General features: G+C 77.7%; 20 protein-coding genes and 1 pseudogene. 10 read left to right on the forward strand and 11 right to left on the reverse strand.

Translation table 11 applies throughout. The features are described from left to right. Together ACK586_RS07540 and ACK586_RS07545 are read right to left on the reverse strand one after the other, a co-directional pair. A partial coding sequence (locus ACK586_RS07540; protein WP_409329843.1) for a hypothetical protein occupies positions 1-319 on the reverse strand: 319 nt, incomplete at its 3' end. Between the two features lie 106 nt (positions 320-425). Then, complete coding sequence (locus tag ACK586_RS07545; RefSeq protein WP_409329844.1) at positions 426-3,053, reverse strand: cation-translocating P-type ATPase; 2,628 nt, start codon at positions 3,051-3,053, stop codon at positions 426-428. A 195-nt stretch (positions 3,054-3,248) separates the two neighbouring features. Between ACK586_RS07545 and ACK586_RS07550 the strand changes: the two genes are divergently transcribed. Continuing rightward, entirely contained in the window at positions 3,249-3,515 is a 267-nt protein-coding gene (locus tag ACK586_RS07550; RefSeq protein ID WP_409329845.1) for a hypothetical protein, read from the forward strand. Here ACK586_RS07550 and ACK586_RS07555 read toward each other — a convergent pair. Next, positions 3,481-5,892: a phosphatase PAP2 family protein gene (locus ACK586_RS07555; RefSeq protein WP_409329846.1), complete on the reverse strand. Its 2,412-nt coding sequence runs from the start codon at positions 5,890-5,892 to the stop codon at positions 3,481-3,483. The genes ACK586_RS07550 and ACK586_RS07555 overlap by 35 nt on opposite strands. Further along, the gene (locus tag ACK586_RS07560; protein WP_409329847.1) at positions 5,889-6,542 is read right to left on the reverse strand and encodes a DUF998 domain-containing protein; all 654 of its coding nucleotides are present in this window, start codon (positions 6,540-6,542) and stop codon (positions 5,889-5,891) included. The genes ACK586_RS07555 and ACK586_RS07560 overlap by 4 nt, the downstream gene beginning before the upstream one ends. Positions 6,543-6,705: 163 nt before the next feature. On the opposite strand from ACK586_RS07560, the gene ACK586_RS07565 reads away from it, so the two are divergent. From ACK586_RS07565 to ACK586_RS07585, 5 genes are all read left to right on the forward strand, one after another. After that, positions 6,706-7,149 carry a hypothetical protein gene (locus ACK586_RS07565; protein ID WP_409329848.1) on the forward strand — a complete coding sequence of 148 codons (444 nt, stop codon included), beginning with the start codon at positions 6,706-6,708 and terminating at the stop codon, positions 7,147-7,149. Between the two features lie 76 nt (positions 7,150-7,225). Continuing rightward, positions 7,226-8,893 (forward strand): RIO1 family regulatory kinase/ATPase domain-containing protein, encoded by a 1,668-nt coding sequence (locus ACK586_RS07570; protein WP_409329849.1) that lies wholly within the window; start codon positions 7,226-7,228, stop codon positions 8,891-8,893. Beyond that, the gene (locus tag ACK586_RS07575) at positions 8,890-11,367 is read left to right on the forward strand and encodes an HAD-IC family P-type ATPase (protein WP_409329850.1); all 2,478 of its coding nucleotides are present in this window, start codon (positions 8,890-8,892) and stop codon (positions 11,365-11,367) included. Before ACK586_RS07570 ends, ACK586_RS07575 begins: the two co-directional genes overlap by 4 nt. Then, positions 11,364-11,831 (forward strand): hypothetical protein, encoded by a 468-nt coding sequence (locus ACK586_RS07580; RefSeq protein ID WP_409329851.1) that lies wholly within the window; start codon positions 11,364-11,366, stop codon positions 11,829-11,831. Before ACK586_RS07575 ends, ACK586_RS07580 begins: the two co-directional genes overlap by 4 nt. Beyond that, positions 11,828-13,381 carry a carboxylesterase/lipase family protein gene (locus ACK586_RS07585; RefSeq protein ID WP_409329852.1) on the forward strand — a complete coding sequence of 518 codons (1,554 nt, stop codon included), beginning with the start codon at positions 11,828-11,830 and terminating at the stop codon, positions 13,379-13,381. The genes ACK586_RS07580 and ACK586_RS07585 overlap by 4 nt, the downstream gene beginning before the upstream one ends. 19 nt (positions 13,382-13,400) lie before the next feature. Here the strand turns inward: ACK586_RS07585 and ACK586_RS07590 are convergent, their stop codons facing one another. Together ACK586_RS07590 and ACK586_RS07595 are read right to left on the reverse strand one after the other, a co-directional pair. Beyond that, positions 13,401-14,354: an LGFP repeat-containing protein gene (locus tag ACK586_RS07590; RefSeq protein ID WP_409329853.1), complete on the reverse strand. Its 954-nt coding sequence runs from the start codon at positions 14,352-14,354 to the stop codon at positions 13,401-13,403. 55 nt (positions 14,355-14,409) lie between these two features. Then, a pseudogene (locus ACK586_RS07595) lies at positions 14,410-14,976 on the reverse strand (LGFP repeat-containing protein); the annotation flags it as partial. Positions 14,977-15,170: 194 nt separating this feature from the next. Between ACK586_RS07595 and ACK586_RS07600 the strand changes: the two are divergent. Further along, positions 15,171-16,160, forward strand: a complete 990-nt coding sequence (locus tag ACK586_RS07600; RefSeq protein WP_409329854.1) for a universal stress protein — start codon at positions 15,171-15,173, stop codon at positions 16,158-16,160. Between the two features lie 80 nt (positions 16,161-16,240). After that, positions 16,241-17,518 (forward strand): wax ester/triacylglycerol synthase domain-containing protein, encoded by a 1,278-nt coding sequence (locus ACK586_RS07605; protein WP_409329855.1) that lies wholly within the window; start codon positions 16,241-16,243, stop codon positions 17,516-17,518. A 38-nt stretch (positions 17,519-17,556) separates the two neighbouring features. Here ACK586_RS07605 and ACK586_RS07610 read toward each other — a convergent pair whose 3' ends face one another. Beyond that, positions 17,557-18,483, reverse strand: a complete 927-nt coding sequence (locus ACK586_RS07610; RefSeq protein WP_409329856.1) for a universal stress protein — start codon at positions 18,481-18,483, stop codon at positions 17,557-17,559. 135 nt (positions 18,484-18,618) lie between these two features. Between ACK586_RS07610 and ACK586_RS07615 the strand changes: the two genes are divergently transcribed. Beyond that, positions 18,619-19,656 carry an alcohol dehydrogenase catalytic domain-containing protein gene (locus tag ACK586_RS07615; protein WP_409329857.1) on the forward strand — a complete coding sequence of 346 codons (1,038 nt, stop codon included), beginning with the start codon at positions 18,619-18,621 and terminating at the stop codon, positions 19,654-19,656. Positions 19,657-19,697: 41 nt separating this feature from the next. Here the strand turns inward: ACK586_RS07615 and ACK586_RS07620 are convergent, their stop codons facing one another. Then, a complete protein-coding gene (locus tag ACK586_RS07620) occupies positions 19,698-20,375 on the reverse strand; it encodes a hypothetical protein (protein WP_409329858.1) in 678 nt (225 codons plus the stop codon). A gap of 244 nt (positions 20,376-20,619) precedes the next feature. Further along, complete coding sequence (locus ACK586_RS07625) at positions 20,620-21,645, reverse strand: TerC family protein (protein ID WP_409329859.1); 1,026 nt, start codon at positions 21,643-21,645, stop codon at positions 20,620-20,622. 293 nt (positions 21,646-21,938) lie between these two features. Between ACK586_RS07625 and ACK586_RS07630 the strand changes: the two genes are divergently transcribed. Beyond that, positions 21,939-22,463, forward strand: a complete 525-nt coding sequence (locus tag ACK586_RS07630) for a DUF4234 domain-containing protein (RefSeq protein ID WP_409329860.1) — start codon at positions 21,939-21,941, stop codon at positions 22,461-22,463. A gap of 26 nt (positions 22,464-22,489) precedes the next feature. Here the strand turns inward: ACK586_RS07630 and ACK586_RS07635 are convergent, their stop codons facing one another. Further along, complete coding sequence (locus tag ACK586_RS07635) at positions 22,490-22,756, reverse strand: metal-sensitive transcriptional regulator (protein WP_425330373.1); 267 nt, start codon at positions 22,754-22,756, stop codon at positions 22,490-22,492. Positions 22,757-22,852: 96 nt separating this feature from the next. Next, positions 22,853-23,725: a sulfite exporter TauE/SafE family protein gene (locus ACK586_RS07640; protein ID WP_409329861.1), complete on the reverse strand. Its 873-nt coding sequence runs from the start codon at positions 23,723-23,725 to the stop codon at positions 22,853-22,855. Positions 23,726-23,728 lie beyond the last annotated feature (3 nt).

Raw genomic sequence — 23,728 nt, forward strand, 5'->3', positions numbered from 1 at the left:
CGGCGAAGAACTCGCTCACCCCCTCCAGCTCACCCGGGCGGCGCTGCTCGTCGTCGCCGTGGGTGTGACGCGGGTCGGGGCGGGCGGCGGCCAGGCCCAGCACCGCCCGCACCCGCAGCCCGGCCAGCATCGCCTCGGCGGCGGTGATCTGCTGCAGCAGCGCCGCGTTCGCCGCCGCCGTCCGGCGCGGCGGCAGCATCTCCGGCAGCGTCTCCGGCACCCACCCCGGATCGGTCGGCAGCGGCTCCACGTCCCGCTCCGGGCCGGCGGCCAGCGGCACCACGGTCACCCCGACCGCGAACTCCCGCACCCCCGCCATGACCAGCACGCTAGACCCGGGGTACGACAGTTTTCGGGGCGCTGGCCAGCGAGAACAGCGTCCGGTGTGCGCGCCCACGCCGCAGGACCCGGCCGGGAACGCGGCCTCAGCGCACCCGCTCGGCTCCCGGGTGCCGCGGGTCCGACCCGGTGGCGGCCGCACCGGCCCGGCGGCGGGCGGCGAGGGCCTTGACCGCCCCGTCGGCCAGCAGCACCGCGGGCACCGCCAGCAGGGCCACCAGGAGCCCGGCCAGCGGCGGCGGCCGGTGCCCGAGCACGTCGGCGACCGGCGGGACGACGAGCATGCCGACCAGCACGAGCAGCTCGATGCCCACCGCCCACACCAGCAACCGGTTGCCCGCCCAGCCGAGCCGCCAGGCGGGGCGGCTGGTGCTCCGGCACGCGAAGGCGTTGGCGAACTGGCCGAGGACCACGGCGGTGAACGCCGCGCCGGACGCACCCGCCAGGACCCCGGCCGGGACGTCTGCCCCGTACGACCAGCCCGCCGCCAGCAGCACGGTCAGGAAGGCGCCCATGGCGACGGTGGCCTCCACCGGTCCGAGCACCGCCAGCGCCCGCCGCAGCAGCCCCCTGTCCACGAGCCGGCGGCGCGGTGGCGGGCCGTCCAGGACCCGTGGTGAGGGCGGTTCGGCGCCCAGCGCCAGCGCCGGCAGCAGGTCGGTGGCGATGTCCAGGCTGAGCACCTGCAGCACCGACAGCGCCAGCGGGATCCCGCCCCCGGTCACCGTGAACACCACGAACGGGGCCAGCTCGGCCACGTTGTCGGTCAGGTGGTAGGTCAGGAAGCGGCGGATGTTGGCGAACGTCGCCCGGCCCTGGCGGACGGCGGCGACGATCGTCGCGAAGTCGTCGTCGAGCAGCACGAGGTCGGCGGCCTGGCGGGCCACGTCGGTCCCGCCCACACCCATCGCGACGCCGATGTCGGCCGCCCGCAGCGCCGGGCCGTCGTTGACGCCGTCCCCGGTCATGGCGACGACGTGGCCGCGGGCCCGCAGGGCGCTCGCGATCCGCAGCTTGTCCTCGGGCGCCACCCGGCACACCACCGTGCCGTCGGCGTCGACCAGCTCGCCGAGGGTGGTGTCGTCGGCGGGCAGGTCCGTGCCGTGCAGCACCCGGCTGGTCCCCTCGCGCCACAGCCCGGTCTGCCGCGCGATGGCCTCGGCGGTGGGGCCGGAGTCACCGGTCACCATCGCCACCGCGATGCCCGCCCGCCGGCAGTCGGCCAGTGCCGCGTGCACGCTGGGCCGCGGCGGGTCCTCCAGGCCGATCAGCCCGAGCAGCTCGAGATCGCGCTCGGCGTCCTCCGCGGTGCAGTCCGCGGCCAGGGGGCCCACCCGCCGGGCCACCGCGAGCACCCGCAGACCCCGGCTCGCCATGCGCCCGGCCTCGGCCGACGCGGCGGGGTCGGCGGTGCACAGGGGGAGCACGCTGTCCGGGGCCCCCTTGACCGAGAGGACGCCGTCGTCCCACACCGACATCCGGCGCCGCCGCGGGTCGAAGGGGAACCGCCGCTCGCCCGCGGGCGCCCCGCGGACCGTGCCGCCGACCCCCAGCCGGCGGGCGAAGGCGTCGATGGCGGCCTCCATGGGATCGCCGACCGCTCCCCAGCCGCCGTCCTCCTCCCGGATGTGCCCGGTGGAGCACAGCGCCGCCGTGCGGGCGAGCAGGCGTCCCGCGGCGACCGCCGGGGGCGTCCCGTCCACTTCGGCGACCGGGGCGTATCCCTCGCCCCGGACGGTGACGGGGCCGGCGGGGGTCCACACGTCGAGCACGGCCATCCGGTTCTGCGTGAGCGTGCCGGTCTTGTCCGTGCAGATGACCGTCGTCGACCCGAGGGTCTCCACCGACTCCAGCCGGCGCACCAGCGCGGAGCGCCCGGCCAGCTGCTGCGCGCTGCGGGCCAGCGAGAGGGTGACCGTGGGCAGCAGCCCCTCGGGGACCAGCGCGACGGTGACGCCGACGGCGAACAGGAAGCCGTCGCTCAAGGGGAGGCCGAGCAGGACGCCGGCGCCGAAGCACACGGCTCCGATGCCCAGCGCGAGGACGGTGATCGTGCGGACCAGCCGGTCCAGCTCGCGCGCCAGCGGCGTCTTCGCCCGCTCGACGCCCCGGGTCAGGGTGGCGAGGGAGGCCAGGCGGGTGTCGCCGGCGACGGCGGTGACCACCGCCGTCCCCTCGCCCTCGACCACGAAGCAGCCGGCGGCCGCCGGGTCGCCGGGAGCCTTGCCGACCGGCTCGCTCTCGCCGGTGAGCAGGGCCTCGTCCACCCGCAGCCCGTGGACGTCGAGCGCCTGCAGGTCCGCGGCCACCCGGTCGCCGGCCTGCAGCACGACGACGTCGCCCACGACGAGGTCCACGGCGTCGACCTCCTGGCGGCGCCCGTCGCGGACCACGGTGACCCGGTGCGGGACCAGGTCTCGCAGGGCCTGGGCCGCGCGGTCGGCCCGGTACTCCTGCACGAAGGCGAAGACCCCGTTGAGGACGACGACCACGACGACGGCCACCGCGAGCTGCGGCAGGCCGCCCACGAGGGCCAGCCCCGCCGCGGCCCACAGCAGCAGGGCGAAGAAGTGCACGAACTGCGCGACCAGCAGCCGCACCGGCGACGGCGGCTGCTCCACGGGCAGCCGGTTGCCGCCCGGCGGGCGCCGCGCCGCCGCCTCGGCCGACGTGAGGTCGGCCGGCGGGGGGCCGGCCAGGGCGGTGGCGGACATGTCGGCTCCCGTGCTCGGTGGCGGCCCGGTGGCCGGCCGCCCCAGCGTCGGGCCGCCCGCGGTCCGGGCGCGGCGGCCGGAGGTCACGGGCGCGGGGTCCGGCGGCCCGGGCGGCCAGGGTCCTCCGCCCCTGCCCGCCCGGGACCGCGGCCGGGCACCGTCCGGAGGACCCGTCCCGGCGATCCGGAGGTCCCGATGAGCCCGTCCCGCACGATCCGCGTCCGCCGTCCCGTCACCGTGGGCCCCGTCGCCGGCGGCCCGGTCGCGCTGCGCGCCGTCGCTGCCGGCGCCCTGGCCCTCGGCGGCTTCGCGGTCGGCACCCTCGTGGTCGGCTCGCTCGCCGTCGGCCGGCTGGCCGTGGGCCGGGCCGACCTGAAGCGGGTCCGCATCGCCCGCCTGGAGGTGGACGAGCTGGTCGTCCGCTCCGTCACCGGGTGGCCGGCAGCCGGGCAGGCCGGCTGACCGGTTCCACCGCCGGGCGGTCCACCGCGGCGCCCACGGCGGCCGGCACCCAGAACAGCAGCACGCGGGTGAGCAGCACCGCCGCGCACGCGGGGGCCGGCGGCGCACCGAGAGCCGTGAGCAGCAGCACCAGCGCGGCCTCGGCCGCGCCGGGCAGGGCGGTGAGCGGCAGGACGGTCCACACCAGGCGCAGCGCGGCGTAGCCCGCCACGACCCCCAGGACCGCCGGCCGCCCCCCGGCCGCCTGGAGCGCACAGGCGAGCACGGCGGCCTCCAGCGCGACCACCAGGGCCGCCCAGCCCAGCAGCGCGGGCCACCGCGGCGGCAGCCGGTCCGGCCGGACCCAGCCGCGGGGTGCCGCCGGGCCGGCGCGCCGGGCCAGCACCTGGGCGGCGGCCACGAGGAGGGCGGCGCCGAGGCCGACCAGCACCGGCCGCAGCACCGCGTCCGGCACCTGCCAGTCCCCGAGCCGGTCCTGGGCGAGGCCGAGGGCGACCGCGCTGACGAGCACGACCGCGGCGCCGGCCAGGCGACCGGCGACGGTGAGCCCCGCGGCCCGCGCCGCCTGCTCCGGCAGGATCCCCGCCCGCTCCAGGTAGCGCGCCGCTGCACGGCGCCTCCCGGCGGCGCCGTGCAGCAGCGAGGCGCGGTCGGAGGCGGCCGTGAGGAGCACGGCCCGGCCCACGGCGAGGCGCCGGGGGAGCGAGGTGACGACGGCGGCAGCGGCCACCCCGCGGGCCAGCGCGGCCAGCAGCACGGCGCCGCCGAGCCACCGCCACCCACCGCGCTCGAGGGTGTCGAGCACCGCGGTCCCGGCCAGCACGAGGAACCCGGCGAGGACGACGACGACACCGGCAGCGGCCGCCGCCACCGCCGGGCGCCCGGCCGGCGGCCAGGCGGGCAGGTCGGGGTCCGGCAGCCCGAGCCGCGCCCGGACCGCCGCGCGCAGCTCGGCCAGCACCTGCGGCCGGCCGGCGAGCCGGTGGCGGGTCTCGGCGGCGAGGGTCAGCGGCGCCAGCGACGGCAGGGCCGCGCCGACGGGCCGCGCCCCGAGCACCCCGACCGCGGTGTCGACGACGGGGACCGGGTCCAGCACGCAGGCCAGCGAGCTCAGCAGCTGCGCGACGTCGTCGGCCAGCGAGTCGTCGGAGGCGCCGGTCTCGGCGTTGCCGAAGTCCACCAGCCACGGCCTGCGGTCGGTGTCGACCAGCACGCTGGAGGCCACCAGGTCGCGGTGGGCGACCCGGGCGGCGTGCAGCAGGTCGACCTGCTCCCAGACCGCGCGCAGCAGCTCGGGGGTCACCTCCGCCGGGTCCAGCTCGTCCAGCGGCCGCCCGGTGACGTGCTCCTGGACGACGACGGCGTCCCGGTCGCCGCCGCGCGCGACGACGACCTCCGGGACGCGCACCCCCCGGGCGTGCGCGGTCATCGCCGCCACGGCCTCGTGCTCGGCCTGCTGACCCAGCGGCGCCATCGCGTCGGCGTCCTTGACGTCCCCGGCGGCGAGCAGCCGCCACACCCGGTACAGCCGGTCCCGCTCGCTGCGGTCGGGCTCGAGGTACTTCACGTAGAGCCGGCGGCCGGTCGCGTCGACGGCGGCGAAGGGGTGCGAGCTGCGTGCCCGGACCGGCGCCGGCCGCACCCGGCTGCCGGGCAGCCCGACCTCGGACAGGAGCGCCTCCACCCGCGCCGGGCGCACCGTCCGCCGCGGGATGCCGAAGGCCCAGTGCACGAGCGACCCGATCGCCCACCCGAGCGCCAGCCCGCCGACGACGTCGAGGGGCAGGTGCGCGCCGGCGTAGATCCGCGCCAGCCCGACGCCCCACGCCAGCGCCCAGACCACGTGCCGGCCCCGGCGGGACAGGTAGGGGGCGGCGGCGGTGGCCAGCGCGGCGGCGACCGCCGAGTGGCCCGAGACGAAGCCGAGGCCGCCGATCGGCCCCTCGTGCAGGACGGTGCCCACCGGCAGGCCGCCGGGCCGCTCGCGGCCGACCACCGACTTCACCAGGTCCGCGCCGACGTAGGCGAGGAGGCCGGAGACGAGCAGGTCGCGGGCCAGCCTCAGCCGGCGGGTCAGCGCGGCGAGCCCCGCCAGCACCGGGACGGCGACGACGTTGCCCAGCTGCATCACCACCCACACCGCGGGGAAGACGAGCGCCGGCAGGTCGTTGACCAGCCGGAAGAGGTCCCGCTCGACGGCCGACAGCTCGCCCTGCCGCGCGAGCAGGAAGCCGATGCCGAGCACGACCGACCCGAGCCCCACGCGGACCAGGTCGGTGCCGCGGCGGACGACGGGCGCCGGGCCGACCGCGGCCGCGGCCGGCGTGCCCGTGACCGGCGCACCCGGCGTGGGCCGGGTGCCCGCCGAGGCGGTCACGCCGCACCCCGCTCACGCCCGGCCGCGAGGGCACTGCCGAGGACCAGCAGCCACAGCAGCACGGGGAAGGCGATCCAGCGCTCGACACCGCCCTCGCCGAGCGCGTCGAACAGCGCACGGTCGGGGAACAGGTAGTAGCCGACCAGCATGGCCAGCGAGACGGCGCCGAGGACGGCGTGGACCGGCCGCAGCGCCCGGGGTGACAGCGGGGCGGTCAGCAGGACCGCCAGCGCACCGCTCAGGAAGGCGACGAGGGAGACGACCTCGTGGACGGCCATGACCGTGTTGCCGGGGAAGAGCCCCACGCCGACGCAGCCCAGCCCGAGCAGCCCGACCGGGACGACGGCGGACCGGCGGGCCGCCGCACGGGCCAGCAGCAGCGCCGCGGCGGCGATCAGCAGGCCGGCGACGACCATCGTGACGTTGAAGACGGCGGCCGAGGGCTGGCGCACCACGTCGTCCGGGCGCATCGCGGCGAGGTCGCTGATCGTGTTCCGCTGCGGGTCGTAGGCCGCGGGGTAGAGGACCTCGGCGGTCATGATCGCGAGGACGGTGGCCGCGCCGGCCGCGAGCAGGAGCAGGCCGGCGACGACCCGGGCACGCGCGCGGGTCGCGGGTCCGGCCGGGGACGGCCGCTGCAGGACGGACATGGGTGACCTCCGGGTCGGGGGTGCGGCCAGCCTCGGCGGGGCGGCGGGACCCGCGGCAGGGCACGAGGTCGCGAGCTGCGGGACCTCGGTGCCGCCGTGCGGCCCTGCCCGGCGGTGACCGAGGTCCCTGCCGACCGCCCGGTCCGCCCAGCACGGTCGTCGCATGACGCCCCCGGTCCGCGCCGCAGCCGAGTCGTCGCCCACCGCCGACGCCGGCCACGTGGCCCCGGCGCGCCGGACGCCGTGGCTGCTGGTCCCGGTCGCGACGCCGTCCACCGAGCCGCCCGCCGCGCTGGTCTGGGCGCTGCAGGAGGCCGCGCTGCGGGAGGCGACCGTGCTGGCCGTGGTGCTCCTGGACAGCGGCGTCCCCGACCGGCTGCGCACCACCGCCCTCGCCGCGCTCGACGCGGCGGTCCTGCGCGCGGTCGGTGCCACGGGCGTGCACGGGCGGCACCGCACCGCCCTGATGGACCCGCTCGTCTACCAGGCGCTGGTCGCCACCGCGCGCGGCGGCGACCTCGTCGTCGTCCGTCCCGAGGGCAAGACGCTGCTGCGCCCGGCCGTGCCGCGGCCGGTCGCGCACCGGGCGCTGGCGCGGACGGCCTGACGGCAGGACCTCCGGCCCGCCCGGTCGGGCCCCGCGACCCGGGCCGATGGGACGTGCCCGGCCCGACGATCGCCCGGTGACCGACGTCCGGCCGGCTGCTCCCGGCCGCCCGATCCGGCGGCCGTCCTGGCCGGCCGGCGGCGGAGCCCGCCGTCCCTCGGGCCGGGACCGGCTGCACGGCCCGGTCCCGGGCCCGGTGTGGGCGTGGGGCGCGGCCGCCGCGGCCGCCGCCGTCCTGCTGGTCGTCTGGTCGGGGCGCCCGGGCGGCCTGCCGCCGCTGGACCGCGCGGCCACCGACCTGCTCGTCCCCGGCGGCCGGCGCCCGGACCTGGCGGCCGACCTGGCCCGGCTGGGTACCGAGCTCGGGTACCGCACGCTGTGGCTGCCCACCTCCCTCGTGCTGGTCTGGACGGCGCGCTGGCGGCACCTGCTGGTCTACCTGGGGAGCATCTCCGCGGTCGCCGCGGTGGCCCAGCTCGCGGTCGGGGAGGCCGTGCTGGTGCGCGCGGTCCGCGAGGAGGTCACCGGCTCACCGGAGGCGTTCGACCTCTCCGCCTGGCCGGAGGTCGTCCTCGCCACCGTCGCCGTCGGCACCCTGTACGTGCTGACCCCGTCCGGGCGAGCACGCCGCTGGGGCTGGGCGGCCGTGGTGGCCCTGCTGGCGCTGTGCACCGCCCCGCGGATCGCGCTCGGCGCGGACGACGCCTCCACCGCGGTCGCCAGCGCGGTCCTCGGCTGCGGCATCGCCGTCATCACCTTCACCCTGCTCGCCCCGGAGCCGGCGTTCCCGGTCACCTACCGGCGGCGGGTGAAGGCCCACCTGGCCCTGGACCCGCCGCGGACCGCGCGGATCCGAGCGGCGCTGCGCGACCAGCTCGGCCTGGAGCTCGCCTCGATCGAGCCGTACCGGCTCGACGGCTCCGCGGGGTCCACGCCGTGCCGGCTGATCCTGGCCGGCGGCCCCCCGGAGGTCCTCTTCGGCAAGCTGTACTCGCTCACCCACCTGCGCTCGGACCGCTGGTACAAGCTGTTCCGGGTGCTGCGCTACGGCCGGCTGGAGGACGAGGCGCCGTTCTCCTCGGTGCGCCGCCTCGTCGAGCACGAGGACTACATGCTGCGGCTGCTGCGCGACGGCGGCGTCCGCGTGCCCGCGCCCGTGGGGGTGGTCGAGGTGGTGCCCGGCCGCGAGTACCTGCTGGTCACCGAGTTCGTCCCGGGCGCCGTCGAGGTCCTGGACTCGGGGATGGGCGAGGCGGTCCTGGACGACGCCCTGCACCAGGTGCGGCAGCTGTGGGCGGCCGGCGCGGCGCACCGCGACGTGAAGCCCTCGAACGTGCTGGCCCGGGATGACCGCGTCGTCCTCGTGGACGTGTCGTTCGGCGAGCTGCGGCCCTCGCGCTGGCGGCAGGCCGTCGACCTGGCGAACATGCTGCTGATCTGCGCGCTGGCCGCCGACCCCGACCGGGTGCGGGCCCGGGCGCGGCGGCTGTTCACCGACGAGGAGCTCGCCGAGGCGTTCGCGACCACGAACTCCCTGACGGTGCCGCGGCAGCTGCGCCGGCGGATGGAGGACGACGGCCGCGACCTCGTGGCGCTGCTGCGCCGCGGGCTCCCGGTCCACCCGAGGATCCGCGTGCAGCGCTGGAGCGCCCGTCGGATGCTGCTGGCCCTCGGGACCGTCGGCGGGGCCCTCCTGACCGCGTGGCTGGTGGCCCTCAACCTCCGCGCCGGGGGCCTGCTGTGACCGCCGGGGCGCAGGCGCCCGCGCAGGCACGGCCGGCGACACCGCCCGCCGGCCTGACCGCGGCGCAGGTGGCCGACCGGGTCGCCGCCGGGGCGGTCAACGCCACGGCGGCCCGCACCAGCCGCACGGTGGCCGAGATCCTGCGGGCCAACGTGCTCACCTTCTTCAACGGCCTGCTCGCCGCCCTGTGGGTGGTCGCCGCGCTGACCGGCCGGTGGCAGAACGCGCTGTTCGGCGGGGTGGTGGTGGCCAACGCGGCGATCGGCATCTCCCAGGAGCTGCGGGCCAAGCGGACGCTGGACCGGCTGGCCGTCCTCAGCGCCCCGCGGGCCCGTCCGGTGCGCGACGGCCGGGAGCAGGAGGTGGCGGTCGAGGACGTCGTCCTCGACGACCTGCTGGTGGTCCGGGCCGGCGACCAGGTGCCGGTGGACGGCGTCCTGCGCGACGGCAGCGGCCTGTCGGTCGACGAGTCGCTGCTCACCGGCGAGTCCGATGCCGTGGGCAAGGCGCCGGGGGACCGGCTGCTGTCGGGCTCGGTCGTCCTCGCCGGCAGCGGCGCGATGCAGGCCACCGCGGTGGGGGCGGCCGCTTACGCCGCTCGCCTGGCGGCCGAGGCGCGCGTGTTCACCACCGCCCGGTCGGAGCTGCAGGAGGGCACGACCCGGATCCTGCGCTGGATCGCCGTGGGCCTGCTGGTCGTCGGCCCGCTGGTGCTGTGGAGCCAGTTCCGGACCGAGGACAACGCCGACTGGCGCGACGCGGTCACCGGCACCGTCGGCGCGCTGGTCGGGATGGTCCCCGAGGGGCTGGTGCTGCTCACCACGCTGGCCTTCCTCGTGGCCACCCTCGGCCTGACCCGGCGGCAGGTGCTGGTCCAGGAGCTGCCGGCGGTGGAGGGGCTGGCCCGCGTCGACGTCGTGTGCCTGGACAAGACCGGCACCCTCACCTCCGGCGACGTCGCCTTCGACGAGCTCGTCCCGCTCGCCCCCGACGACGGGGTGCCGGCGGCGCTGGCCCTGCTCGCCGCCGCCGACGGTGGCAACGCGACCGCGCGGGCACTGGCCGCCGCCTTCCCCGACACCGGCGGTGGGCGGGCGGTCGGCGGCGTGCCGTTCGCGTCGTCGCGCAAGTGGTCGGCGCTGCGCACGGCCGGGGACGTCACCTGGGTGCTCGGCGCGCCGGAGATGGTGCTGCCGGCCCCCTCCGGCCCGGCCGGGCGGGACGCCCGGGGCCGGGCCGACGACCTGGCCGCCGCCGGGCGGCGGGTGCTGCTGCTGGCCCGGTCGGCGCGCCCGTGGAGCGGCACCGCGGCCGATCCTGGCCTGCCGGCCGGTCTCGAGCCGGTGGCGCTCGTGGTGCTGGCCGAGCGGATCCGCCCCGACGCCGCCGAGGTGCTGGGCTTCTTCACCGACCAGGGCGTCGCCCTGAAGATCATCTCGGGGGACAACCCCCGCACCGTGGGCGCGGTGGCCGCGGCCGTGGGCGTCCCCGGCGTCGACGGCGCCGGGGACGCCGTCGACGCCCGTGGCCTGCCGGAGGACGAGGCCGGGCTGGGGGAGGCGCTGGAGGAGGCGAGCGTCTTCGGCCGGGTCACCCCGCACCAGAAGCGGGCCATGGTGCGGGCGCTGCGCGCCCGGGGCCACGTGGTCGCGATGACCGGCGACGGCGTCAACGACGCGCTCGCGCTCAAGGACGCCGACATCGGCGTCGCCATGGGCAACGGCGCCCCGGCGACGCGGGCGGTGGCGCAGCTGGTCCTGCTCGACGGCCGGTTCGCCTCCCTGCCGCACGCCGTCGCCGAGGGACGCCGGGTCATCGCCAACATCGAGCGGGCGGCCAACCTGTTCCTGGTCAAGAACGTGTACAGCCTGGTCCTCGCCCTGGTCACGGTGGCCACGCTGGTGGCCTACCCGCTGGCCCCGGTGCAGCTGACGCTGATCTCCGTCCTCACCATCGGTGTGCCCGGCGCCTTCCTCGCGCTGGCGCCGAACCGGCGGCGCTACGTGCCGGGCTTCGTCGCGCGGGTGCTGCGGTTCTCGGTGCCCGCCGGGGCCGTCGTCGCCGCTGCGGCGTACGCGGGCTATGCCGGCACGCGGCTGCTCGACCCCGGCGGTGGGGTGCCGGCGGCCCGCACCACGGCGACGGTCGTCGTCCTCGTCGTCGCGCTGTGGATCCTCGCCGTCCTGGCCCGGCCGCTGACCGCCGGGAAGGCGGTGCTGGTGGCCGCCATGGCCGGCCTCGCCGCGCTCGCGATCGCGGCGCCGTCGTTCCGCACCGACGTCCTCCTGCTGGAACCGTCCCCGGTGGGGCTGCTGCTGGCCGCGGGCCTGGGCGCCGCCGGCGCGCTGCTGGTCGAGGTCGTCGCGCGGCTGGGGGCCTACGGCCCCGCCGGGACGGACCTCCGGCCCCGTCCGCGCGGCGGGCGGGGTCCCCAGCATCGTGCGCAGGGAGCCGACCTCGAGGAGCCGTCATGACCCGGACCCGTCCTGCGCCGAGCCCTGCCCCGGCGCCCGCCGCCGTACCGTCGCCGCCACCGCCCGGTCGCCGGGCCGGGCACGCCCTGGGCGCGCTGGTGGACGCCGTGCTGCTGGTCGCGATCCACGCCTGGCCCGGCTGGGACGTCGTGCCCCTCCTCACCGGCGAGACCCCGCGGGTGCTCGGCGTCGTCACCGCCGCGCTGGTCGCCGGCCTCGTCGTCCACCTCGTGCAGGTGCTCCGCACCCCGGCCTGGGTGGCCCCGGCCGGGCTGGTCGTGACCTCGGCGCTCGGCGCGGTGGCCACCGCCGCGGTGTACCGGGTGTTCCCGTTCGACGTCACCGGCGGGTGGGAGGTCGTGTTCCGGGTCGTCCTCGTCGTCGGTGTGGTCGGATCCTGCATCGGCGTCGTCGCGGCCCTGGCGTCGCTGCTGCGGATGTACGCGGCGGGGAGCTCCCGGTGAGCGCGCCGGTGCTGGGCGACCGCGGCACCGCACCGGTCGTGCACGTCCGCAGCGGCCGGCTGCGCGGCCTGCGGACCCGGGGTGCGTGCGCCTACCTCGGCGTTCCCTACGCCGCGCCGCCGGTCGGTCCCCGGCGGTTGCGTCCGCCCGCGCCGGTCGAGCCGTGGGAGGGCGTCCGCGACGCCACCGTGCTGGGCCCCGAGCCGCCGCAGCCGCAGTTCGGCGAGGACCCCAGCGGGATGGTCTGGGACCCGGCCGCACCGGGCGACGACTGCCTGAACCTCAACGTGTGGACACCGGACCCGGGGGAGACCGGGCTGCCGGTCCTGGTGTGGACACCCGGGGGCGCCTTCCACTACTCCTCGGGCGGCAGCTACGACGGCAGCCGCTTCGCCCGCGACGGCGTGGTGTGCGTGCCGATCAACTGGCGCACCGGTGCCGACGGGTTCCTGTACCTCGGGAACGGGGACGACGGCGCGAACCTGGGCCTGCTCGACCACGTCGCCGCGCTGGAGTGGGTGCACGAGAACATCGCCGCGTTCGGCGGCGACCCCGACCGGGTCACCGTCTGCGGGGAGTCGGCCGGGGCCATGTGCATCGGGTCGCTGCTGTCCATGCCGCGTGCGGCGGGCCTGTTCCGCCGGGCGGTGCTCCAGAGCGGCGCCGCCTCCCACGTGGTCGCGCCGGACGACGCCGCCCGCATCGGCGCCCGGCTCGCCGACCTGCTGGGGGTCCCCGCGACGAGGGAGGCCCTCGCCGCGGTGCCGGTCGACCGGCTGCTCGAGGCACAGGCCGTGGTGGACGGCGAGGTGGTCGCCGACCCCGATCCGGCCCGCTGGGGGCCGGCCGTGGTGGCGAGCACGATGCCGTTCCACCCGGTGGTCGACGGCGCGGTCCTGCCCGCCCCGCCGCTGGACCGGATCGCCGGCGGGTCGGCCGCGGACGTCGACGTCCTGCTGGGCACCAACTCCGACGACTGGCGGCTGTTCCCCGTGCTCGGCGGCTACCTGGACACGGTCACCGACGACGTGCTGACCGCGCCCGTGGAGGTGTCGGGCAGCCGGGGGCTGGCCGCCTTCGGGCTGGACCCGGCCGCGGCCCTGGCCGCCCACCGCGCCGCCGACCCGGGCCTGCCCGCCGGCGAGGTGCTGGCGGCGGTGCTCACCGACTGGTGGGTGCGCGTCCCGGCGCTGCGGCTGGCCGACGCCCACGCGCCGGGCCCGGCGGCCACGTTCGTGTACGAGTTCGCCTGGCCCTCGCCCGCCTTCGGCGGCGCGCTGGGCGCCTGCCACGGGCTGGAGATCCCCTTCGTGTTCGACACCCTCGACCTCGGCCGGCAGCAGATGCTCGGCGGCGCGCTGGGCGAGGACCCGCCCCAGGCGCTGGCCGACACCGTGCACCGGGCCTGGGTGGACTTCGCCGCGACCGGGGACCCCGGCTGGCCGCGCTACGAGCTGCCCCGGCGGGCGGTGATGCGCCTGGACGTCGAGCCACGTCTGCTGGAGGACCCCTACGCGCTCGAGCGTGACCGGTGGGCCGGCATCCGCTGACCCGCGGCCGGCGCGGAGCTCAGCAGCCCCGCACCGCGTAGTCGCGGATCGGGGGCCACGAGGCCGGCGGGGTCGTGTTCCAGTCCCAGATCGACACCCCGATCGCGCCCTGGTCGGCCGCCGCGCGCGCCATGGCCGCGTAGTCGCTCGCGGGGATGCCGGTGCCGAACCCGCCGATGACCGAGACGGCGGCGCAGGGCTCCCCGAGGTTGGCGCGCACCCGGGCGATGTTCTCGCCGGTGTACCGGTAGGCGTCCCGCCAGCCGGAGGCCGCCGTCCGGTTGCTCCAGTACGCCATGGGCAGCCAGACCTGGTAGTGCGGAGCGAGCTGCCGCCAGGGGAACCGCGGCCAGTAGGCGGTGTTGAGCACGTCGGTGACCACCGGAGGGAGGACGATGGCGCCGAGCGTGGTCGACGGCGCGTACGCGGCCAGCCGGGCCGACAGGTCGACCAGCCGGGCGTTGCGCAGGTCGACGTCGGCCACCGTGAGGTCCTCGATGTCGACCGCGACCGCGTCGAACGCCTGCCCGGACGCGCGGAAGTCGACCATGGCCCGCAGTCGCCGCAGGTCGGCCTCGACGTCGGTCAGCTCGGGGAGGTACCAGGCCACCACCTGCATGCCGCGCGCGTGCGCGCGGGTGAGGAACTGGCCGAGCAGGTCGGGGCTGATCAGGTCCGGGTAGCGCGGGTCCTTGGACGCCGCCTGCAGGTAGATCGTGTCCACCCCGGCGGCGGCCATGGCGTCGACGGCCGAGGGCGCGATCGGCGGGTTCGGCCCGCCGAACTCCCGGCTGAAGCCGAACCTCGAGACCCACGTCCCCGACCGGTCGTAGGGGTCCAGGAGTGCCGTGCGCACGTTCCCGGTCGCCTCGGTCCAGCGCAGGAACCCCCGTTGGAAGTCGCTCTGCCGACCGGCGTTCACGCTGTACTCGTCGGTGATGGGGTAGCCCAGCGGGCTGCGCTCCCAGCCCATCGCCCGCCCAGCGGGCGAGGATCGCGCCGTGCACCTCGTGCGCACCGGTCGCCGGCGTCCAGTAGATGGCGCCGCCCTGGAAGAAGCTCGCCCGCCCGACCCCGTCGGGCATGGGGAACTCGTCGGTCACCGGGTACCCCAGCACGCTGCGCTCCAGCCCCATCGAGCGCCACTTCGCGAGGATCGCGCCGTGCACCTCGTGCGCGCCCGTGGACGGCGTCCAGTAGATGGCCCCGCGCTGGAAGAAGGAACCGCGGCCGATCCCGTCGGGGGCGGTGAGCTCGTCGGTGACGGGGTAGCCGAGCAGGCTGCGTTCCCAGCCCATCGAGCCCCACTTCGCGAGGATCGCGCCGTGCACCTCCCGGGCGCCGGTCGCCGGGGTCCAGTAGATCGAGCCGCCGCGGTAGTACTGGAAGCAGCCGACCCGGTCGGGCGTGGGCAGGACCGCCGTGGTGGGCGCGCCCAGGAAGCCGGCCACCCCGCCGAGCTCGCAGTGGCGGCGCACCACCGGGTCGGCCTGGGTGCACACCGGTGCGGCGGCTGCGGGCACGGTCGCGAGCCCGGCCGTGAGGAGGGCGACCACGACGGCCGCCAGCGCCGTTCCGAACCGTCGGAGCCGCATCGCGAACCACCTCCACGCCGGCCCGGGCGCCGCAGCCGTGGTCGGCGAGGAGGACGATCCCCGGCCGCGGGGAGCCCGGGCCAGGGGCACCGGTCCCGGGCACCAGGGTCGTTCGCCGGTGGCCGTCGGTCCCGGCACCCGCGCATGGTCGCCGGGAGACCCCGGACCGCGGGGCCGGCCAGCGAGGAGCAGCCATGCACGGACCCGAGACCGGTGGTCGGCCCCGCGTGGTGGTGGGCGTGGACGGATCGCCCGGGAGCACCGCCGCCCTGGCGCACGCCATGCGGGAGGCGGCGGGCCGGGGAGCCGACCTGGAGGTGGTCGCGGCCTACCCGGTTCCGCTGCCGCTGGCCGGCGGCGTGCGGGCGCTGGTGCCCGACCCGGAGGCGCTGGCCCGGGACACCGCGGCCCGCGCCCGGGCGTCGGTCGAGGAGGTGCGCCGGGCCGTGGGGCCCCTCGGAGACGACGAGGAAACCGTCGACCTCGTCGTCTCCGAGGGCCCGGCCGGGCCGGTCCTGGTCGAGCGCTCGCGGGACGCCGAGCTGCTCGTCGTCGGCAGCCGCGGGCGGGGCGCCGTCCGCAGCGCGCTGCTGGGGTCGGTGGCCCTGCACTGCGCCACCGGCGCCACCTGCCCGGTGGTGCTCGTGCCGCCGCACCCGGCTCCGCTCGCGCCGGAGCCACGCGTGGTGGCCGGCGTGGACGGGTCGGCGGGCGCTCGCGCGGCGCTGGCCGTCGCGCTCCGGGAGGCACGGCGGGCCGGCGCCTCGCTGGAGGTGCTGGCCGCCTACGAGCCCGCGGAGCTGTCGACCGAGACCTACGGCTACGTGCCGGCGACCATGCGTGAGCTGCGCGCCGAGGTGGAGCGGGGCACGTGGCGGCTGGTCGAGGAGGTCGTGCAGGAGCTCGCCGAGGACGACGGGACCGACGTCGGCCCGCCGGTCGAGGTGGTGGTGGTCGAGGGCACCGCGGCCGAGGCCCTGGTGCGCAGCGCCGCCCGGGCCGCGCACCTGGTCGTGGGGACCCGCGGCCACGGCGGCATCCGGGGCCTGCTCCTGGGGTCGGTGGCGCTGCGCTGCCTGGTGGCCGCGCCGTGCCCCGTCATGGTGGTGCCCCTGCCGTCCCGGCCGGCGGGAGCGCCGGTGGCGAGGCCGGCCGAACCCGCCGCGGGGGTGAGCGCGCCCTGACCTCGCCGGTGCCGCCGCCAGGTCGGCCGGCCGGGCCCGTCGTCGAGCGGGCGGGGGCGGCCGACCTGGCGGTCCGCGCGATGAGCCGACGCGGCAGCGTCCCGATGCAGATGGCGGCGGTCCTCCTGCTCGGCCCCGGGCCGGGGGACCTCGCCGGCACCGTGGCGCAGTGGCTGGGCGCCGTACCCCGGCTGCGGCAGCGGCTGGTCCGCGTGCCGCCCGGTGCCGGCCGTCCGGTGTGGGCCGACGACCCGGACGACGACCCCCGAGCGCACGTGCAGGAGGTGGCCTGCCCTCCGCCGGGTGACGAGCAGGCTCTGCTGGACCTCGCCACCGGGCTGGTGAGCGATCCGCTGCCGGCCGACCGTCCGGGCTGGCGGGCGGTGGTCGTGCCCGGACTGGACGGCGGGCGGACCGGCCTGGTCGTCGTCCTGTCGCACGTGCTCGCCGACGGCATCGGCGGTCTCGCGCTGCTCGCCGGCCTGGTGGACGGCGGGTCGCCGTCGACGCCGGCACCGCCGCACCCGCGGCCCCCGTACCGCGTCCTCGCTGCCGACGCCTGGGCCGGCCGGCTGCGGGCGGTGCGGCGCTGGCGCAGCGGCGCCCGGCAGCTGGGGGCCGCCGTCCGGGCGGCGCGGGGGCTGCACGCGCCCCCCGCCCAGCCGTGCTCGTTGCTGGCCCCGACCGGACCGCGGACCCGGGCGGCCGCGGTCCACGTGGACCTCGCGCAGCTGCGGACGGCCGCGCACCGGGCCGGCGGCACCGTGAACGACGCGCTCCTGGTCGCGGTGGCCGGCGCGCTGGGCGAGCTCCTGGCGGGTCGCGGCGAGTCGGTCGACCCCCTCGTCGTCACCGTCGTCGTCTCGGCGAGGCCGGCCGCCGGTACCGACCGGATGGGCAACGCGAACGCCCCTCTGGTCGTCGCCGTCCCGACGACCGGGGACCCAGCCGGGCGGCTGCGCCGGTTCGCCGGCACGGTCCGGGGCGCGCGGGGAACCGCCACCGGGCCGCCGCTCCCCGCCCTGCTCGGGCCGGTCTTCCGGGTGCTCGCGGCGGCCGGCGGCTACCGCTGGTACCTGCGGCGCCAGCGGCGCTTCCACACGCTGGTCAGCAACGTGCCCGGCCCCGACCGGCCGTTGCAGCTGGCCGGCCGGCCGGTCGAGGCGGTCCTGCCGCTGGCCGCGGGGGAGTCGGGGAACGTCACCGTCGCCTTCGGCGCGCTGTCCTACGCCGGCACGCTCACCGTCACGGTCGTCGCCGACGCCGACCGGGTGCCCGACCTGCCCGTCCTGGTGGCCGCGCTGCGGGGTCAGGTCGACGCGCTGCTCCACCCGGCGTCGCCGGGTGCGTCCCGGTGAGCGGGGTCGGCGCCCCCGTCGCCGACCGCCCGGCCGGCTCAGGCATCGTCCCGCAGCGGCACGACCGCCACCGGGCAGGGCACGCGGTGCAGGACCCCGTGCGTGGTCGAACCCAGCCGGGCCAGCAGCCGTCGGGGCCGGTGGCCGAGGACGAGCAGCGACGCGGCGCCCGCGGCCTCGCGCAGCGCGGGCACGGCGCGCTCGCGGACGACGACCTCCCGGATCTCCAGGCCCGGCGCCCGCTCCCGCCAGGGGGCCACGACCTCCGCCAGGTGCCGGCGCCGCACGGCCTCGACCGCCGGCCAGTCCACGAGCCCGCCGAAGCGGCCCAGCGCGGCCTCCAGGCCGGCGTCGCGCCAGGCGTGCACGACGTCGAGCCGGGCGCCCCGGGCCTGCGCCTCGGCCACGGCGAAGGCCAGCACCTCCTCGTGCCCGGGCAACCCGTCGACCCCGGCGACGACCGGGGCGCCGTCGGCCGGGACCGGCTCGGCGGGCAGCACGACCACCGGGCAGCGGGCGTGCTGCACCACCGCGCCGGCGGTCGAGCCGAGGAGCAGCCCGGGGAGCCGGCCGATGCCGGTCGTGCCGATGACGAGGAGGGCCGCCTGTGCGGAGAGCGCGAGCAGCCCGTCGACCGGGTGGTCGTCGACGACCTCGGCCGTGACGCCGGCCAGGCCCGTCTCCGCGCGGACGGTCTCGGCCGCCGCCTCCACCAGCCGGGCGGCGCTCTGCCGGAACTCCGCGCGCGCCTCGGCCGACGACACCGGCAGCGCGTCGTCCCCGGTGCTCCACGGCGTCACGTGCACGAGGAGGAGGGGCAGCCCGCGCCGCCGCGCCTCGCCGGCGGCGAGGAGGGCGGCGCGGACCGCGTCCTCGGAGCCGTCGACGCCGACGACGACGCGGCCCCCCGGCGCGGCGGCGTGGTCGGGGACGGCGGGCGGGGGGACGGCGTCGTTGCTCGGCATGCCGCCATCCTGACCGGCCGCCGCCGTCCCGGGGAGCGCGGGCCGAGCGGCCCGGCCCGGGGGGACCTCCGTCACCTGGGACCGGAGCCGCACCGGGGGTGGACTGGGCGTACCGACGACCGAGGGGAGACCGCCATGCAGGCGCTCGTGTACTACGGCCCGGGCAAGCGCAGCTGGGAGGAGGTGCCCGACCCGCGGATCGAGGACCCCGAGGACGCCGTCGTCCGCGTCGACGGCTTCACCATCTGCGGCACGGACCTGCACATCCTGCGCGGTGACGTCCCCGAGGTACCGCCGGGCACCGTGCTCGGCCACGAGGCGGTCGGCACCGTGACCGAGGTCGGGCCCGGCGTGCGCACGGTCGCGGTGGGGGACCGGGTGCTGGTCTCCTGCATCACCGCGTGCGGGAGGTGCCGGTACTGCGTCGAGGGCCGGTACGGGCAGTGCCTCGGCGGCGGGGGCTGGATCCTCGGGCACACCACCCACGGGGTCCAGGCCGACGCGGTCCGGGTGCCGTTCGCCGACGGGTCGGTGCACCGGCTGCCCGAGGGGGTCGACGACGTCGCGGCGCTGATGCTGGCCGACATCCTGCCCACCTCCTACGAGGTGGGTGCCCTCAACGGCGCGGTCCGTCCCGGCGACACCGTGGTCATCGTCGGCGCCGGGCCGATCGGCCTGGCGGCGGTCATGACCGCCGGCCTCTACACGCCGCAGCAGATCGTCGTCGTCGACCCCGTGGAGGCCCGCCGCTCCGCCGCGACGTCGCTGGGTGCCGAGCTGGTCCTCTCCCCGGACGACGACGTCGTGGCGCGGGTGCGGGAGATCACCGGCGGGCTGGGCGCCGACGTCGGCATCGAGGCGGTCGGCATCCCCGGCACGTTCGACCTGGCGGTGGACGTCGTCCGTCCCGGCGGGCGCGTGGCGAACGTCGGCGTGCACGGCAAGCCGACGACGCTGCACCTGGAGGACCTCTGGATCCGCGACGTCACGATCACCACCGGGCTGGTGGACACGAACTCCACGCCGATGCTGCTGCGCATGCTGCAGGCGGGGAAGCTCGACGCCGGCCGCATCGTCACGCACCGCTTCGGCTTCGACGAGGTGCCGCAGGCCTACGACCTGTTCGGCGACCCGGTGGCCTCCGGCGCGCTCAAGGTCGCCGTCCTGCGGTGAGGTCCGGCCGGCCGGGTCACGCGGCCCGGCCGGCGGGCCCGTCAGGTGCGGACACCGAGCGCGGCGAGGTCGGCCGCCGTGGTGGCCTCCGCCCGGCGCTTGACGCCCCGCAGCATCTGGCGGGACATGACGAAGTCGGCCGGGACGACCGCCACGACGTAGCCCGCCTCGACCCAGCGGGGCCACAGCCGCAGCCGGCTCCGGAGCAGGAACCGGGTGCGCCCACCGGGCAGCGGCTCGAGGACGAAGGCCCAGCTCCAGTCGATACCCGCCGCATGGCGTTGCGCCCAGCCCGGCGGCAGGTGCTCGCGGGAGTGCAGCACCAGGCAGCGGTCGCGCTCGACGCGGCGGACGACGAACGCGCACTCCGCTTCCGGCGGCCCGTCCAGGATCCGGTCGCCGGGGGCGAGGCGCTGCCACTCCGGCACCAGCCGGTCGGCGCTGGGGCCGTTGGCGGGGAAGAGCAGCCGGTCGACCCAGCGGGCGGTGTACCACTGCCCGCGACCCCAGCCCATCTGCACCAGCCACGGCCAGACGTGCCCCGGCGGCGCGTCGATCGTGATGGCGTGGGTCGTGGTCGCCTGCGGGGAGGGGCACAGGTCGTCGCCGGGCAGCAGGCGCCGGCGCTCCGCCCGGGTCGCGCCGGCGGTCCGGCCCAGCCACTGCAGCGCCGCGTAGCCCGCCCCGAGGGCGGCCGCCGACGCCAGGCTCCACCGCATCGTGCGGCCGGCGATCAGGCCATGCCGCTGCCGGCCGAGCCCCCGCCGGCGAGAGCCCGGGCGGCGGCGGCACGGGCGGCGGAACGGAGCGGCGATCGGGTGCTGCGACGGCTCACGGGTCCTCCTCGGTCCGGTCCGGGGGGCCAGCCTCGCCGGGTGCGCCGCCGCCGGGCCAGGGCCGGGGGTCCCGGCGGGGTGGGCCGTCCGGCGCAGGCACCGGCGGCCCGCGCCGGCCGGCCCGCGCTCACCCGACCCGCTGCCGGCCGCGCCGCGGCAGCAGCGGCTCGGTGTCGGCGAGCTCGGCCTCGGTCGCCGCGCGGAACGGCGGGGCCACGGGCGCCGGGACGGCGCGGCGGCTCTGCCCGCGGGTGGCGCGCAGGCTGGCCGCGACCGCGACCCCCAGGATCGTGGCGATGACGGCCAGGCTGATCGTCGTCGGGATGTAGTAGACGTCGATCTTGAGCAGCATCTTGACGCCCACCCACATGAGCACCAGCGCCAGGCCGACCTTGAGGTAGACGAAGCGGTGGATGAGGTCGGCCAGCAGGAAGTACATCGCCCGCAGGCCCAGGATGGCGAAGGCGTTGGCGGTGAAGACGAGGAACGTCTCGTCGGTGACGGCGAAGATCGCCGGGATCGAGTCGACGGCGAAGACGACGTCGGTGACCTCCACGAGGACCAGGACGGCCAGCAGCGGGGTGGCGACGAGCCGGCCGGCGCGGCGGACCAGGAAGCGCTGGCCGTGGTAGGCGTCGGTCATGGGCACGTAGCGGCGGAACAGCCGCAGGGTGCGTGACCGGGCGGGGTCGATGTGCTCGTCGCGCTGGCGGAGCATCCGCCAGCCGGTCCACAGCAGGAACGCGGCGAACAGGTAGAGGACCGCGCCGAAGCTGGCGATCAGGGCCGACCCGCCGGCGATGAACAGCCCGCGGAGGACCAGGGCGCCGAGCACGCCCAGGAACAGGACCCGGTGCTGGTACTCACGGGGGACGGCGAAGTAGGTGAAGATGATCGCCCAGACGAACACGTTGTCGACGGCGAGCGACTTCTCGATCAGGTAGCCGGCGTAGTACTGCTGGCCGAACTCGGCGCCGTGAGCCCACCACACCCACGCGCCGAAGCCCACGCCGATCGCCACCCACACCGCCGACCACAGCGCGGCCTCGCGGACGGCGATGATGTGCGCCCGCCGGTGGGCGAACAGGTCGACGGCGAGCATGACGACGATCAGGCCCAGCACCGCGAGCCACAGCCAGGTGGGGACGTCCACGGATCTCTCCTCCGGTCGGACCGACCGGAGGTCTCTCCCGGCGCCGGCCGCGAGCCGGTGCCCGCCCCGCCGAGCCCCTCCCGCGGGGCCGTACTGACGACGGGGCGCTCTGGGGGTACTCCCCTCCGGGGACAAGTGAAGCAGGTTTCTCACGTCGCTGCCAGCGGGTGCAGCCACGGCCGTTCGGTCCGCGGAGCAGGGACCCTCGACCGCAGCCGGTGGCCGAGGGACGTCGTTGGCTGGCCCACGGACCCGCCGGAGGCGCCGGTGGGCCGGCAGGGGAGAGGACCACCATGACGACGCCAGCGACGCCACCGTCACCCGGTCGGCCGGACCCGGCTCCGCCGTTCGCGCAGGCATCCCCGGCCGGCGCCGCGGGGTACGCGCCCATGCCGGAGGTCCCCGGACTCGCTCCCTACGGGCAGCCGGCCGGACGGTCCGACGGGCCACCCGGCCGGCTGCGCCCCACGGGGATGACCATCCTGCTGGTCGTCGTGACCCTGGGGATCTGGGCGCTCGTCTACTACTTCCAGGTCCACGAGGAGATGCGCCGGCACAGCGGGCAGGGGCTGGGCGGTGTCTGGGCGCTCGTCATCGCGCTGATCTTCGGCCTGGTCAACCCGTTCCTGCTCAGCGACGAGGTGGGCCGGCTCTACGAGCGGCGCGGGCAGGACAAGCCGGTCAGTGCGCTGACCGCCCTGTGGTTCTTCCCGGGGATGCTGATCCTCGTCGGACCGTTCATCTGGTTCGTCCGGACCAACCGGGCGCTCAACGCGTACTGGCAGTCCCTCGGCGTCCGCGAGACGACGCTCGTCTGACGAGCCACCCCCGGCCATCTCGGCGGTCAGGCCAGGGAGAGGAAGAGCTTCTCCAGCCGGACGCGGTCGACGCCGCTGCCCTCGGTGCCGGCGGTGATGCACTGCTCGAGGCCCGTGGCGATGATGGCGAAGCCGGCCTTGTCCAGCGCCCGGGACACGGCGGCGAGCTGGGTGACCACGTCCTCGCAGTCGCGGCCGGCCTCGAGCATGCGGATCACGCCGGCCAGCTGCCCCTCCGCCCGGCGCAGGCGCTTGACCACGTCCCCGACGACCGAGGCGTTCTCCAGCTGCACGGGTCCTCCTCCCGGAGGGGCCGGTACCCCTCCCCGTATCCGCGCCGGTGCAGCGCGCCGCGGCCACCGGGCATTCCCGCGCCGCCGGCGAGTCGCTCAGGCCCGCCCCGCCCGCAGCGCGCCGGCGCCGCGCAGCGGGCAGCGGGGGACCAGCGACCAGCAGGCCACTCCCGCGGCGGCGACGCCGAGCAGCGCCAGCAGCGCCGGCGCCCGCAGTCCGGCGGGTGCCTGCTGGACGAGCACGACGGCGCCCATGACCAGGACGAACCAGCCGAAGCCGCGGCGGAGCACGTCGGCCGGCACCCGGTCGACCAGGCGGGCCCCGGCCAGGCTCCCGAGCACCGCGGCCGCGGTGACCGCGCCGGTCAGCGCCCAGTCGACCGGCACGGTGGTGAGGTAGCCGGCCAGCCCCGCGCCGGACTTCATCGCGATGACCACCAGGGAGGTGCCCACCGCCACGCCCATCGGCAGCCCACCGAGCAGCGCCAGCGCCGGCACCACGAGGAACCCTCCGCCCGCGCCGACCAGCCCGGTGACCAGGCCGACCACCACGCCCTCCACCAGGACCGGCCCCACCGGCAGCTCGGCGTGCGGCCGAGCGGGGACGGCGGTGCGTCGTCCCCGGATCATCGCGACCGCGGTGGCGAGCATCATCAGCGCGAACCCGGCCAGCAGCAGCGGCCCGGGCAGGTGCCCGCCGAGGAGCCCCCCGCCGAACGCACCGACCATGCCCGCGAGCCCGAACAGCAGCCCGGTCCGCCAGCGCACCCGGCCGGCGCGGGCGTGCCCGACAGCGCTCACCGCTGCCGTGACGCCGACGACCACCAGCGAGGCGGCGATCGCCTCCTTGGTCTCCATGCCGGCCACGTACACCAGCAGCGGGACCATGAGGATCGACCCGCCGCCGCCGAGCAGGCCCAGGGCCAGCCCGACGACGACGGCCAGGGCGAGGGTGAGCGCGAGGAGCACGAG

The organism is Trujillonella humicola (assembly GCF_046233715.1).
Classification (GTDB): Bacteria; Actinomycetota; Actinomycetes; order Mycobacteriales; family Geodermatophilaceae; genus Trujillonella; species Trujillonella humicola.

Bases quoted from the DNA above. Each gene is read 5' to 3' on its own strand.
- ACK586_RS07545 (WP_409329844.1), bottom strand. From the start codon at position 3,053: ATGTCCGCCACCGCCCTGGCCGGCCCCCCGCCGGCCGACCTCACGTCG.
- ACK586_RS07550 (WP_409329845.1), top strand. From the start codon at position 3,249: ATGAGCCCGTCCCGCACGATCCGCGTCCGCCGTCCCGTCACCGTGGGC.
- ACK586_RS07560 (WP_409329847.1), bottom strand. From the start codon at position 6,542: ATGTCCGTCCTGCAGCGGCCGTCCCCGGCCGGACCCGCGACCCGCGCG.
- ACK586_RS07565 (WP_409329848.1), top strand. From the start codon at position 6,706: ATGACGCCCCCGGTCCGCGCCGCAGCCGAGTCGTCGCCCACCGCCGAC.
- ACK586_RS07580 (WP_409329851.1), top strand. From the start codon at position 11,364: ATGACCCGGACCCGTCCTGCGCCGAGCCCTGCCCCGGCGCCCGCCGCC.
- ACK586_RS07590 (WP_409329853.1), bottom strand. From the start codon at position 14,354: ATGGGCTGGGAGCGCAGCCCGCTGGGCTACCCCATCACCGACGAGTAC.
- ACK586_RS07600 (WP_409329854.1), top strand. From the start codon at position 15,171: ATGCACGGACCCGAGACCGGTGGTCGGCCCCGCGTGGTGGTGGGCGTG.
- ACK586_RS07605 (WP_409329855.1), top strand. From the start codon at position 16,241: ATGAGCCGACGCGGCAGCGTCCCGATGCAGATGGCGGCGGTCCTCCTG.
- ACK586_RS07610 (WP_409329856.1), bottom strand. From the start codon at position 18,483: ATGCCGAGCAACGACGCCGTCCCCCCGCCCGCCGTCCCCGACCACGCC.
- ACK586_RS07615 (WP_409329857.1), top strand. From the start codon at position 18,619: ATGCAGGCGCTCGTGTACTACGGCCCGGGCAAGCGCAGCTGGGAGGAG.
- ACK586_RS07620 (WP_409329858.1), bottom strand. From the start codon at position 20,375: ATGCGGTGGAGCCTGGCGTCGGCGGCCGCCCTCGGGGCGGGCTACGCG.
- ACK586_RS07630 (WP_409329860.1), top strand. From the start codon at position 21,939: ATGACGACGCCAGCGACGCCACCGTCACCCGGTCGGCCGGACCCGGCT.